General features: G+C 42.4%; 9 protein-coding genes. All 9 read left to right on the top strand.

The window, feature by feature from the left end; genetic code table 11:
* Positions 1-32 precede the first annotated feature (32 nt).
* The 9 genes from OCV24_RS07825 to OCV24_RS07785 all read left to right on the top strand — a co-directional run bounded on the left by OCV24_RS07825 (position 33) and on the right by OCV24_RS07785 (position 14,529).
* Positions 33-524, top strand: coding sequence for a GAF domain-containing protein (locus tag OCV24_RS07825; RefSeq protein WP_017057222.1), 492 nt, complete (start codon positions 33-35; stop codon positions 522-524).
* Positions 525-621: 97 nt separating this feature from the next.
* On the top strand, positions 622-1,245 hold the full coding sequence (proQ, locus tag OCV24_RS07820; RefSeq protein WP_017057223.1) for an RNA chaperone ProQ: 624 nt from the start codon (positions 622-624) through the stop codon (positions 1,243-1,245).
* 17 nt (positions 1,246-1,262) lie between these two features.
* Complete coding sequence (gene prc, locus OCV24_RS07815; protein ID WP_137027051.1) at positions 1,263-3,257, top strand: carboxy terminal-processing peptidase; 1,995 nt, start codon at positions 1,263-1,265, stop codon at positions 3,255-3,257.
* Between the two features lie 273 nt (positions 3,258-3,530).
* Positions 3,531-4,214 (top strand): hypothetical protein, encoded by a 684-nt coding sequence (locus OCV24_RS07810; protein ID WP_017057225.1) that lies wholly within the window; start codon positions 3,531-3,533, stop codon positions 4,212-4,214.
* 217 nt (positions 4,215-4,431) lie between these two features.
* Positions 4,432-7,038 (top strand): aminopeptidase N, encoded by a 2,607-nt coding sequence (pepN, locus tag OCV24_RS07805; protein ID WP_150877994.1) that lies wholly within the window; start codon positions 4,432-4,434, stop codon positions 7,036-7,038.
* 101 nt (positions 7,039-7,139) lie between these two features.
* Positions 7,140-7,358, top strand: coding sequence for a DUF2835 domain-containing protein (locus OCV24_RS07800; protein ID WP_077680351.1), 219 nt, complete (start codon positions 7,140-7,142; stop codon positions 7,356-7,358).
* A gap of 228 nt (positions 7,359-7,586) precedes the next feature.
* Positions 7,587-12,428 carry an NAD-glutamate dehydrogenase gene (locus OCV24_RS07795; RefSeq protein WP_017057227.1) on the top strand — a complete coding sequence of 1,614 codons (4,842 nt, stop codon included), beginning with the start codon at positions 7,587-7,589 and terminating at the stop codon, positions 12,426-12,428.
* A 334-nt stretch (positions 12,429-12,762) separates the two neighbouring features.
* The gene (gene pyrD / locus OCV24_RS07790; protein ID WP_102506629.1) at positions 12,763-13,773 is read left to right on the top strand and encodes a quinone-dependent dihydroorotate dehydrogenase; all 1,011 of its coding nucleotides are present in this window, start codon (positions 12,763-12,765) and stop codon (positions 13,771-13,773) included.
* Positions 13,774-13,980: 207 nt separating this feature from the next.
* The gene (locus OCV24_RS07785) at positions 13,981-14,529 is read left to right on the top strand and encodes a cell division protein ZapC (RefSeq protein ID WP_029627105.1); all 549 of its coding nucleotides are present in this window, start codon (positions 13,981-13,983) and stop codon (positions 14,527-14,529) included.
* Positions 14,530-14,542 lie beyond the last annotated feature (13 nt).

The following is a 14,542-nucleotide window of genomic DNA, read 5'->3' as shown; positions in this document are numbered from 1 at the left end:
TAATGGAAGTCTCAATTTAATTGGAAGTTAATATGAAAATAGAACATTACCAACGCTTAACCAAACAAGCTGTTGCATTAATTGAATCAGAAACCGATCTTATTGCTAATCTAGCCAATATCAGCTCATTATTATTCATGGAATTGGATGATCTGAACTGGGCGGGCTTCTATTTAATGAAGCAAACCCCATCTGAGGTACAAGGTGAACTTATACTAGGTCCATTCCAAGGCCAGCCAGCTTGCGTTCGAATCCCGGTAGGGCGTGGTGTATGTGGAACTGCGGTTGCGACAAATACAGTCCAACGTATTCATGATGTTCATGAGTTCGAAGGACATATTGCTTGTGATGCTGCAAGTAACTCAGAAATCGTAATTCCGTTCTCGATTGGTGGAAAAGTCGCGGGCGTTTTAGATATCGATAGCCCAAATGTTGGCCGTTTCTCTCAAATCGACGAGGATGGATTGACATTTTTTATGGAAGAAGTGGAAAAGCTGCTTAATTCGCACGCGAACAAGGTATAAATTATTCTCTTACTGTGGTTTTTCCCAAGCATCTCTTTATAATACGTAAAAATATTTTCTTAATGCTCGCGGAAAACCGCAAAAACCAGGAACCCACATGGAAAACACTGAAAAGTTAAAAAACAGCAAAGAAGTTATCGCATATATTGCTGAATGTTTCCCTAAATGCTTTACTCTAGAAGGTGAAGCTAAACCACTTAAAATTGGTATTTTTCAAGATCTTGCTGAACGTCTAAATGAAGACGAAAAAGTAAGTAAGACTCAGCTTCGTGCAGCGTTAAGACAGTACACATCATCATGGCGTTACCTGCACGGCGTAAAAGCTGGTGCGGAACGTGTTGACCTAGACGGCAACGCGTGTGGCACACTAGAAGAAGAGCATGTAGAACACGCTAAAGCTACACTTGCAGAAAGCAAAGCGAAAGTTCAAGCTCGTCGTAAAGAACAAGCACAAAAAGCTCGTGAAGAAGGCAAAGCAAAACCTAAGGCGAAGAAAGCTCAACAGCCTCGTCGTCAAGCGCCTAAAGCACCGAAAGTCGAAAAGCCTGTTGAAACTCGCGCTTTGAACGCTGACGAATTTATCGCTGGCAAAGAAGTAAATGTGAACATGGGTAAAGGAAACATGGCTGCGACCATTGTTGAAATCAATAAGGAAGATGTGCGTGTTCAGTTAGCAAACGGCCTACAAATGGTTGTTAAAGCGGAGCACTTGCGCGCTTAAAGGAGATACTCCTACGCATGAAATGCCGTTCAAAATTGACATTGATTGCTGCTAGCTTTTGGCTAGCAGCTTCAACTCAGGCTCTCGAAGCCAAATTATCTCAGGACGATTTACCTCTACTCGTTCCTGAGGCCCAACACGAAACTGCTAGTAAACGTGTGACTTCTCGATTTACTCGTTCTCACTACAAACACTTCAATCTCAACGATGATTTCTCTCAAGCTATCTTTAATCGTTATTTAGAGATGCTGGACTATAATCGAAATATCTTCACTCAAGCTGATATTGACTCTTTCGCTGCGTCATCTACACAAATTGATGATCAACTGAAAGCAGGCAATAACCAGATTGCATTCGATGTTTATAATTTGTCTATGCAGAAGCGTTTTGAACGTTTTCAATATGCATTGTCTTTGCTAGATACAGAGATTAAGTTTGATACTGATGAAAGTATTGAGCTTAATCGTAGTGAAGCTGAATGGCCAAAAGATATCGCTGAAGTGAATGAGCTTTGGAGAAAACGCGTTAAATACGATGCGTTGAATCTAAAACTTACTGGTAAAGAGTGGCCAGAGATTCAAGAAGTTTTGGAAAAGCGTTACAACAATGCGATGAAGCGTATTACGCAATCGCACAACGAAGATGCTTTCCAAATCTACATGAACGCATTCGCGCGTGAAGTTGATCCGCACACCAGTTACCTTTCTCCAAGAAATGCAGAACAATTCCAATCTGAGATGAATCTATCTCTAGAAGGTATTGGTGCAGTGCTACAGATGACTGAAGACTATACCGTTATTCGCTCGTTAGTTGCTGGTGGCCCTGCGTCAAACAGCAAACAATTGAGTGATGGTGATCGCATTGTCGGTGTAGGCCAAGACGGTGAAGAAGTCGTGGATGTTATCGGCTGGCGTTTAGACGATGTAGTGCAACTGATTAAGGGTCCGAAAGGGACTAAAGTTAAGCTACAGATCTTGCCGGAAGGTAACGATGCAAAAAGTCACGTTGTCACAATTGTACGCGATAAGATTCGTTTAGAAGACCGTGCCGTTAAGTCTGAAGTTATCGAGAAAGATGGTAAGAAGATTGGTGTTCTAGAGGTACCAAGTTTCTATGTTGGCCTTTCTAAAGATACCGATAAATTGATCACTGAGCTTAAACAGCAAGGTGTTGAAGGTATTATCGTAGACCTCCGAAACAATGGTGGTGGCGCATTGACTGAAGCAACCGAACTCTCTGGTTTATTTATCAAAGAGGGGCCGGTTGTTCAGGTTCGTGATAGCTACGGTCGTGTCAAGGTGAACAGTGATACTGATGGCGAAATCAGTTACCAAGGTCCATTAACGGTCTTGATAAATCGCTACAGTGCTTCAGCATCTGAGATCTTTGCAGCAGCGATGCAAGATTACGGTCGTGCAATCATCTTAGGAGAGAACTCTTTTGGTAAAGGAACGGTACAACAGCATCGTTCTTTGAATCATATCTATGATTTGTTTGATAAAGAGTTGGGCTACGTTCAATATACAATCCAGAAGTTCTACCGAATCAATGGTGGTAGTACGCAAAACAAGGGTGTAGTGCCTGATATTGCTTACCCAACACCGATTGAGTCAGATGATACGGGGGAAAGCGTTGAAGATAATGCTTTGCCTTGGGACAGTATTGATAAAGCTAATTACTCAATGTTACAACGTAATGATGATAAAATCCTCACTTTAACCGCTAAACACCAAGCTCGTGTTGCTTCTGATATGGAGTTTGGCTTTATCGCGCAAGATATTGAAAAATATAAGTCAGATAAAGATGACAACGACCTTTCTCTCAATGAAAAGGTACGTAAGCAAGAAGGTGATGATGTGGAAGCACTTCGTTTAGAGCGTATCAATCAACGTCAAAAAGCCGCTAAGTTAGAGGCGTTTAAAACGTTGGATGATATTCCTAAAGACTATGAAGCCCCGGATGCTTATCTTGATGAGTCTGTTGCAATCATGCTGGATATGATCAAGAAATAGATCGGATAGTTACCGGAAGGCAGTAATTCAAAAGTGCAATATTTAAAAAGCGAGCCTAGGCTCGCTTTTTTTCCTTAAATTTTACGTAATCTTTAAATTTTATCCCTCGCTACTTTGCCAAACCGCCCTCTAATAATCGACTAATGTAGATACATTCATGCTAATGATGATGTCACTTATGTTACTTCGTATTTAAAATTTAGTGATCTAGCTCGTGTTTTTTCGCTTTCTATGCATTACGGACCTAAGATTAAAAGAAACGAGGAGGCTATTATGAAATGGATTCTATTATTTTTATCTTGTCTAAGCTTTGTTGCTTTTGGTAGCGAAGTTACTTCAGGCGAACAACAATCAAAAAGTGATAGCAATTTATCCTATTTTGACCTTCCTCTGTTGCTTGGCGATTGGTATTTGATGAACCCAGATCCTGAGCAAGGAACTGAAAATTTTAGAGCAATCAAACTCACTCTTGATTCCAATTACTCATTCACTATCGATATCCAAAAGAAAGACTACAGCGTGGATCATTGGGAAGGTTTGTATAACGCCAATGAAGACACCATTATTTTGGGTTTGAATACTTCTGAGCCTCAGGTTTACGCGTACAGCAGCAATCATAATATGCTGAATCTTAACGGTGTTATGTTTACCAAAGCCTTGCCCAACGCCCTAGCTGGAATATGGTCAAGCGCCGAACTATCTGGGAGCGATTTGCGTGCGAGTAACATTCAAAAAATGGATTTAGTGCTTCAACCTGATTTTATCTTCATGTTCCGAGTGTCCGATGAAGAAGGGGGGGAAGTGATTCGTCGTGGTGTGTATTACACCGAGGGCGACCAATTAGTACTACTTTATGAGAACGGCGAACACGGTACTCGTTACACTTTGAACAGTGATGTTTTGACGCTTCAAGGTGAAGAGGGAGACATGTTCGCGGTGCTTAATCGCATACGTTAAGGACGAGTTTTAGCCATAAAATCGGCTCGTTGAAAATATGGCACACAGTTCATTTCTTAGCCGTTCCTTTCTGATTTGATTGATAAAATAGCAAAACATGGAGGCATTTTCCTACAATGCCTCCTTTTTTTAATATTCCCCTTGTGTTCTTGGCGCTCAACCTTTAGATATATACAGTTAACAAATAATTACGTATAACGATCAAAAGGAACCCGTCATGGCACATACACCTCAAGCCAAGTATCGTAAAGATTATCAATCACCATCTCACACTATTTCTGAAATCGATCTTACTTTCGATTTGTACGATTCAGCGTCCATCATTACGGCGGTGTCTAGTGTTAAGCAAGAGAAAGATAGCTCGACCTTAGTACTTGATGGTGAGGGCTTGAAGTTAGTGTCTGTTTTGGTTGAAGGCAAAGAGTGGACGCAGTACGAGCTGTCTGAAACTCAACTTACGCTGAATGACCTTCCAAAAGAATTCACATTAATGATCGTGACTGAAGTTGATCCTGAGGGGAACAGTGCACTTGAAGGCCTGTACAAATCGGGTGGTGCGTTTTGTACTCAATGTGAAGCTGAAGGCTTCCGTCGCATCACTTACTACATGGATCGCCCGGATGTATTGGCAAAATTCACCACAACGGTTATCGCCGACAAAGCAGAAAACCCATTCTTATTAAGCAATGGTAACCGTGTTGATGAAGGTGAAGCTGAAAATGGTCGTCACTGGGTGAAATGGCAAGACCCACATCCAAAGCCGGCATACCTGTTTGCTTTAGTTGCGGGTGATTTTGACGTACTTCGTGATGCTTACACTACGCAATCAGGTCGTAAAGTTGACCTAGAAATCTTTGTCGACAAAGGCAACCTAGACCGTGCGAACCATGCGATGGTGTCTTTGATTAATTCAATGAAGTGGGATGAAGAGCGTTTCAACTTAGAGTACGATTTAGACATCTACATGATCGTAGCCGTTGATTTCTTCAACATGGGGGCGATGGAAAACAAAGGCCTGAACGTATTTAACTCTAAATTTGTTCTAGCCAACGACCAAACTGCAACGGATACAGATTACCTAGGTATTGAAGCGGTAATCGGTCATGAATACTTCCACAACTGGACGGGTAACCGAGTGACTTGTCGTGATTGGTTCCAATTGAGCTTGAAAGAAGGTTTAACCGTATTCCGCGATCAAGAATTCTCATCAGATCTTGGTTCTCGTGCAGTCAACCGTATCAACAATGTGCGTATCATCCGTGGTCCACAATTCGCTGAAGATGCGAGCCCAATGTCTCATCCAATTCGCCCAGAAAAAGTGATAGAAATGAATAATTTCTACACCTTGACCGTGTACGAAAAGGGCTGTGAGGTGATCCGGATGATCCACACATTGTTGGGGGAAGACGGTTTCCAAAAAGGCATGAAGCTGTACTTCGAACGTCATGACGGCACAGCTGCAACGTGTGAAGATTTCGTCGCAGCAATGGAAGACGCATCGGGCGTTGACCTGTCTCAGTTCCGTTTATGGTACAGCCAGTCTGGTACGCCGACGCTCTCTGTTCAAAGTCACTACGACGCAGAAAAGAAACAATACACGTTAACAACTCGTCAAGTGACGGCGCCAACTCATGATCAAATTGAAAAGCAGGCTTTGCATATCCCTTTAGATATCGAGTTATACACAGCGTCTGGTGATGTAGTTGAGTTACAATGTAACGGAAAGCCAATTCATAACGTATTAGATGTGAAAGAGGCGGAGCAAACCTTTGTATTTGAAAACGTTTCTGAGCAACCAATCCCATCATTGCTTCGTGAATTCTCTGCACCAGTGAAATTGGAGTACGACTATTCAGATGAAGAGCTTATCTTTTTGATGGTGAATGCGCGCAATGAGTTCTCTCGTTGGGATGCTGGCCAAATGCTATTGGCTAAGTATATTCGCAGTAATATTAAGAAGGTTCAACAGGGCCAAGATTTCGAACTTTCATCTTCTGTTGTTGATGCATTCCGTGGCGTGTTACTTAGTGACTTGCTAGAACCTGCGTTTATTGCGGAGATGCTTTCTTTACCAAGCCACAATGAAGTGTCTGGTTGGTATGAGCGTGTAGATATCGATGCTATCGCGTTGGTACTAAATAGTATGAAAGTTACGCTAGCGAAAGAGCTTGAAGATGAATTGTCGGCGGTTTATCACAGTCATGTATTAAACGATTACACGATTGATCATGATTCGATAGGTAAGCGTACTCTGCGTAAAGTTTGCCTAAGTTACTTAGCTCATACTGAGCAGGGTAATGACTTGGTTGTTGCAATGTACCAGCAAGCAAACAACATGACAGATACCATGGCAGCAATGGGCGCGGCAAACAGTGCACAACTACCTTGTCGTGAAACCTTGATGGCGGATTACAGTGACAAGTGGAAACACGATGGTCTTGTTATGGATAAGTGGTTTGCATTGCAAGGTACAAACCCAAGTTCAAACGCACTTGAAGTGATCAAAGCGTCGATGTCGCACCAAGCGTTCAGCTTGAAAAACCCGAATCGTACTCGTAACTTGGTTGGTTCATTTTTAAACATGAACCCGGTACAGTTCCATGATAAGTCTGGTCAGGGGTATGCGTTTGCCGGTGAAATATTACGTGAGCTTAACTGCAGCAATCCGCAAGTAGCTTCGCGTTTAATTGACCCGCTACTTAAGTTCCGTAAATATGATAATGAGCGCCAAGCTCTGATCAAGAGTGAACTTGAGACGTTAAAGAATATGGATAACTTAGCTAAAGATCTCTTTGAAAAAGTTAATAAAGCATTAGAGGCTTGAGTTAAACTAAAGCATTATTAAACTGCAAATCAGTGACAGAGCATCTCTGTCACTGATTTTGTGGCGCAAAACATCGATGCTGTATATTTAAACAGGTATGTATGAACCACTATATTTTCCAACTTAATATCTCATATCAACAATTTATGGCTAGCTATTCTGGTGTGGCAAGTAAAGTTCAAGTGATAACAACAACAGGTTTACGCTTACAATTACCGGCAACTCGATTCAGACCACTTCTTACACAAACAGGAGTCAGAGGACGGTTTAGGCTTACAACTGACCAAAAAAATAAGTTTATAAAGTTGGAAGCTCTGTAAAGCTCGACATGCCCAGTGACTTAAAAGGAATCTTAATCACATAATCAAACATTTCACCTCTTACCACCTCCAAAACAATTAACTATTTTTCAATAATGCTTTTACAATAAACGAATGCATTACCTTTGCTTAACTCGTTAGTAGAAGTGGGCTTTACAGCGCGAATTCAAACACCAGCTTAAGTGATCCCCCTATAATAAAATACAATTCTAATTGTGGAGTGTGACTATGACCGCACGTGAAACTGTGGTTCCAGTTTTACTTGAAAAAGTGTACAAACTCATTCAAGACAAACTTGACCTTGCTCATCGACCTCTCGTAACTCAACTTGCTCAACATTTGTTTAGTAATGTTTCTCAAGACGACTTAATCCAAAGAAACGAATCTGATTTATATGGTGCTGTAGTTAGTTTATGGCATCACATCAACGAAAAAAAACCTGACGAAATTTCTGTTCGAGTATTTAATCCAACAGTAAGTCGCCAAGGTTGGCAATCTACTCACACCATCGTTGAGATAGTGGTACCAGACAGCCCATTCCTCGTTGATTCTGTAAAAATGGCATTAACACGCTTGGATCTTTCTTCTCACCTTATGCTGCATAATCCAACGCAAATTGATCGTTCTGGCGCCGGAAGTGTGGTTGGCGTGAGTAACAATAAAGGCGCGTTCCAGTCGCTTTTCCATATCGAAGTGGATCGTCTTAGCAGCAAAGCCGAAATGACAGCGCTTAAAACGGAACTACTGGATATTTTCACAGATACTAGCTTAGTTGTGAATGACTGGCTTAAAATGGTTGAAAGACTTGAAGAAGTAACTAATAAAGTTGAAAAGCAAAAAGATAGCATACCAGTTGACGGTCAGCGCTTTGATGAAACGTTGGCGTTTCTTCGTTGGTTAGGTGAACACAACTTTACCTTTATGGGCTACAAGGAATATGACCTTGTATCTGTGAATGGTGACACTGAGCTGCAACCGACTAAAGAGCAAGGTCTTGGTTTGTTCGCAAATTCAGATCGCGTACGTAATGTTAAGTTGTCGGAGTTTTCTGATTCGGCACGCTTAGAGGCAAAAAAACCTTATGTACTTATTCTCACCAAGGGAAACACGGCTTCACGTATTCATCGACCTGCTTACAATGATTATATCGGTATTAAGAAGTTTGATAAGAATGGAAAGGTAATCGGTGAACATCGTTTTACCGGTCTTTATACCTCTGCCGTGTACAACCAAACTGTTGAAACGATTCCATTGGTTCGTGAAAAAGTAGAGCGTATTATTGAGGCGAGTGGTTACCGTGAGGGGTCGTACTCTTACAAAGCACTGCATAACATTCTTGAAAATTACCCGCGTGATGAACTGCTTCAAGCTCGTGAAGAAGAGCTACTGGAAGTCGGTACTGGCGTTGTGCAAATGCAAGATCGTGACCTTCTACGCTTGTTTGTTCGTAAAGACCCGTTTGGTCGCTTCTTTAGCTGTATGGTTTATGTAACAAAAGATCGTTACAACACTGAACTTCGTCGTCAAACGCAGCGCATCTTGAAGCAGTACTTTGGCTGCGAACAAGAAGTTGAATTTACAACTTATTTCTCTGAAAGCCCGCTGGCGAGAACGCATTATATTGTTCGTGTTGATAACAACAACATGGATGTGGACGTGAAAACAATTGAGCAGAATTTAATGGAAGTATCGTCTACGTGGGATGACCGCTTATCTGAGTCAATCATTGCTAACTTTGGTGAAAGTAAAGGACTCCCACTGTCTAAAGAGTACATGCGTGCGTTCCCACGCTCGTACAAAGAAGACATGATGCCTGGTTCTGCGGTGGCCGATATCGAGAGTTTGGAAGCATTAAGCGAAGATAACAGACTTGGTATGCTGTTCTACCGTCCTCAAGAAGAAGCAGCAGATTCGAAAGCCGTTCGTTTGAAACTGTTTTATCACAGTGACGAGCCAATTCACCTTTCTGAAGTAATGCCAATGCTTGAAAACTTTGGTCTACGTGTGATTGGCGAGTCCCCTTACGAAGTGCGTAAGACCAATGGTTTAACATATTGGATCTTGGACTTTTCAATGCTGCATAAGAGCGACAAGACCGTTGATCTTCGTGAAGCTCGCGATCTTTTCCAACAAGCCTTTGCGGCAATTTGGGCGGGCGAGTTAGACAGTGATGGTTTCAACCGCTTGGTATTGGGCGCTGGTCTTTCTGGCCGTGAAATCTCAATCTTACGTGCTTATGCTCGTTATATGCGTCAAGTTGGTTTCCCATTCAGCCAACAATACATTGAAGACACATTGTCTCATTACCCAGAGTTAGCTAAAGGGTTAGTGAGCTTATTCGGCAAGCGTTTTGACCCGAAACTGAAGGGTAGCGCAAAAGGTCAACAAGATCTTATTAAGAAGATCACTGAACAGTTGGATCATGTAGAAAGCTTGGATGATGATCGTATCATTCGTCGTTACATGGAAATGATCACTGCGACACTTCGTACTAACTATTACCAGTTAGACGAAAACAAACAGTTTAAACCTTGGTTGGCTCTGAAAATGAGACCAAGCGAGATTCCAGATATTCCGGCTCCTGTCCCTGCATTCGAGATTTTTGTCTATGCGCCTGATATAGAAGGTGTGCATTTACGCGCAGGTAAAGTCGCTCGTGGTGGTTTGCGTTGGTCAGATCGTCAAGAAGATTTCCGTACTGAGATTCTAGGCTTAGTTAAAGCACAGCAAGTTAAGAACACAGTAATTGTCCCAGTTGGTGCTAAAGGTGGTTTCGTTTGTAAACGCCAGCACACAATGTCTGGCCGTGATGAAATCTTCGCTGAAGGTCAACGTTGTTACAAACGTTTCATTCGTGCATTACTGGATGTATCTGACAACATCATCGAAGGCGAGGTTATTCCTCCTAAGAGCGTGATTCGTCACGATGAAGATGACCCTTACTTGGTTGTTGCAGCCGATAAAGGTACCGCGACATTCTCAGATATCGCCAACTCAGTAGCTGGAGAGTACAACTTTTGGCTGGGTGATGCATTTGCATCTGGTGGCTCAAACGGTTACGACCATAAAGCAATGGGTATCACGGCTAAAGGTGGCTGGGAATCCGTTAAGCGTCACTTCCGTGAAATGGGCATCAACTGCCAAACAACAGATTTCACTGCAGTTGGTGTGGGTGACATGGCGGGCGACGTGTTTGGTAACGGTATGCTGCTATCTAAGCACATTCGCTTACAAGCTGCGTTTAACCACATGCACATCTTCATTGACCCAAATCCAGATTCAGCATCAAGTTGGGTAGAGCGTGATCGTCTGTTTAATCTGCCTCGTTCAAGCTGGGAAGATTACAATAAAGATTTGATTTCTCAAGGTGGCGGCATCTTCTCTCGTCGCGCGAAATCTATCCCTTTAACACCTGAAATTCAGAAAATGCTGGGTACCAAAAAAGCATCAATGGCGCCAAATGATTTGATCAAAGCGATCTTGTCTATGAAAGTGGATCTACTTTGGAATGGCGGTATTGGTACTTATGTTAAGTCTTCAAACGAGACTCATACCGATGTAGGTGACCGTGCAAATGACGTGCTACGTATTGACGGCCGTGACCTGAAAGCTAAGGTTGTTGGTGAAGGCGGTAACTTGGGTATGACGCAATTGGGTCGTATTGAGTACGCTCTAACGGGCGGTCGAGTTAATACTGACTTTGTTGATAACGTTGGTGGTGTAGATTGTTCGGATAATGAAGTTAACATTAAGATCTTCTTGAATGGCTTGGTGTCTAATGGTGATCTAACCGTTAAGCAACGTAACCAAGTTCTTGAATCTATGGAAGACGAAGTAGGTGATATCGTACTAGACGACGCTTACTGCCAAGCTGAGTCTATCTCTGTTACTGAGCATCAAGGTGTAGGCTTAGTGAAAGAGCAGATCCGCTTTATCCACACAATGGAAAAAGCAGGGTACTTGGATCGTGGTTTGGAATACATCCCAGATGACGAAACGCTGCTAGAGCGTGAGAAGCAAGGTCAAGCACTAACAAGACCTGAGCTATCAGTATTGATCGCTTACGGTAAAATGGTTCTAAAAGAAGATCTTGTGAGCGATGATATTGCGAATGATGAGTTCCATGCTCAACAACTGATGCAATACTTCCCAACAGAGTTACGCCGTAACTACTCTCAGCACATGGATAACCATCCACTTCGTGCAGAGATCATTGCGACTGCGCTTGCTAACCAAATGGTTAACGAGATGGGCTGTAACTTCGTGACTCGTTTGCAAGAAGAGACAGGCGCAAACATTGTTGAGATTGCAAATGCTTACGCGGCATCCCGTGAGATTTACGGTTTAGGTAAAGTTCTGAAAAGCATTCGTGAGCTGGATAATATCTCAAGCTCTGAAGCTCAATACGAGTTGCTTTATCATGTGCGTCGTACGCTTCGTCGTCTAGCGCGTTGGTTATTAAGAAACCGCAATGGTAAGCAATCAGTGAATGCATTGATTGAACTTTACCAAGGGGATGTGGCGGCTATTACTGAGAAACTGGATGAAAACCTAGTGGCTTCAGAAGTAGAAGAGCATCAAGCAATGGCTCAACTATGGATTGACCAAGGTGTCAACGCTGAGTTGGCTAATTCAGTGGCTCGTTTGTCTAGCCTGTACTCAGCACTGGATATATCTACAGTGGCTCGTGAAACCGGTAAAACAGTACAACAAGCGTCTAAGCTTTACTTTAACCTTGGTGACCGTTTGTCTCTGCACTGGTTCTTGAAACAAATCAATGGCCAAGCAGTGGACAACAACTGGCAAGCTCTGGCACGTGCGGCATTCAGAGAAGATCTGGATTGGCAGCAACGTCAGCTAACTGGCCAAGTGCTTAATTGCGGTTGTGGTGCCGACCTTGATGTGATTAAAGCATTGGATGATTGGATGGAAAGTAACTCTGTTTCTCTGCATCGTTGGGAAAGTATCTTGAACGAATTCAAAGTTGGTTCGGTTCATGAATTTGCTAAGTTCTCAGTAGCGTTGCGAGAGTTGATGCTATTGAACTTAAACTGCATGTCGACAGACTAGCGATTAGATAAAAACGAAAAGAAACAAGGGCAGGCCATAGGTCTGCCTTTTTCGTTTAGCTGAATAGTGAATGACGTGTCTAATTATTTTGTTGAGTCACTTATGCTTGGTCAAGTTAGCTTATAATTGGCCGAGTTGACAAATGCTCGTTACATGAATGATAGTCAAGTGGATCACTCGTTGGAGGATACGATAACGTTTGCTTAATAATGAACCTCTTTCTTTAGCAAACTCGATTATCTTATCCTTACAGACAGTAATAGATTGAATAGTTGGGTAAATAAGTAAATAATATCGCCCCGTTTACACGGCGCTTTTTTCTATCGGAGGCACAATGCTTTACCGTCTAGCCAGAACTGGCTTTTTCCAACTTGATGCCGAAAAGGCACATGATCTTGCAATCCAAAATTTCAAACGCTTCACCGGTACACCTATTGATCTTTTGTATCGTCAACAATTACCTCACCGACCTGTAGAGTGTATGGGTCTTACTTTTAAAAACCCAGTTGGCCTTGCTGCCGGCCTAGACAAAAACGGCGAATGTATTGATGCATTTGGCGCAATGGGTTTTGGTTTCGTGGAAGTAGGGACTGTTACTCCTCGTCCACAAGCAGGTAACGACAAACCTCGTTTGTTCCGTCTTGTTGAAGCCGAAGGTATTATCAACCGCATGGGCTTCAATAACCTAGGCGTCGACAACCTTGTGGAGAATGTTAAGAAGTCAAACTATGACGGAATTTTAGGTATCAACATCGGTAAGAACAAAGACACACCAATTGAAAAGGGTGCGGAGGATTACCTGATCTGTATGGAGAAGGTATATCAATACGCAGGTTACATTGCGGTAAATATCTCTTCACCAAATACTCCAGGACTTCGTTCATTACAATATGGTGAAGCTCTTGATGATTTATTGTCTGAATTGAAAACCAAGCAATCTGAATTAGAAGCGAAGCATGGTAAATATGTCCCGCTTGCTCTTAAGATCGCTCCAGATCTAAGTGATGACGAAATCAGCCAGATTTGCGAATCATTGATCAAAAATAAGATCGATGGTGTGATCGCAACCAACACAACATTAGATCGCAGTATTGTTGAAGGCATGAAGCATTGCGATGAAGCGGGTGGCCTAAGTGGACGTCCTGTTCAATCTCGCAGTACTGAAGTGGTTCGTAAACTCCACGAAGAGTTGGGTGACCAACTGCCGATCATTGGGGTAGGTGGTGTTGACTCTTATGTTGCTGCAAAAGAGAAAATGATGGCTGGCGCTAAGCTTGTACAAGTTTACTCTGGTTTCATTTACAAAGGTCCAGGCCTTGTAGGCGACATCGTCAAAAATTTATAAGCTTCAAAAAGCTTTTATCCTTATAAAAGCGACAATCTGGCATCGTCTTGTTAAAAGAGACACTGTAACTCACTGAGTTGTAGAGAAAAGCGATAAGAAAGAGGAATTCATTTCCTCTTTTTTTTTGCCTATTGCTCAGTAAAATTACTGTAATTGAAGGTAATTTTGCGTTTTACCTAACGGAATGGTTCAACAGTGTGAGACGAAATGATGCTTAAACCTAGCGATACATGGAATTGGTATTATGATGATCAGCAATGTTCATTAATGCTAAACCTCGGAGAGGATATGGTTTTTAAAACGAATCTGGTCCGCAACAAGCTGGTGGACTGCGCGTTTAAAGATAATGAATTCACTGTTGATGATGCATCTGCATACCAAACCTTCAAAGAACAAATTTCTGGCTTAGATCTATCTGAGCCTCGTCAAGCTGAACTGGCACTCTATTGTGTGGCAGCAAAGCGCTTCCATAAGCCTGTACAGCCTAAGAGTTGGTTTTTCGACTCACAAGGCACTGGCCATGAATATCCTCAAGAAGGGGATATTGTACAAATGAATAACGAGCATAGCTTAGGGTATTTCATTGTATTAGAAGTGGGAGAGTGTGCGAGCCTATGTGCATTTGTCGACCTAGAAGAGTTCCTGCTGACGCCTTCAAAAGGGCTGCGCTTTGGAGACTCAATCAAAGTAATGCACGATAGAATGGTAGACGCGAATACTATCCTGCATAAAACACACATAGCGATGGTAGGTTAGCTTCTAATCTAGT

The organism is Vibrio kanaloae, from assembly GCF_024347535.1.
In the GTDB taxonomy this organism is placed as follows: Bacteria; Pseudomonadota; Gammaproteobacteria; order Enterobacterales; family Vibrionaceae; genus Vibrio; species Vibrio kanaloae.
This window is presented reverse-complemented; position numbering and strand designations above follow the sequence as displayed.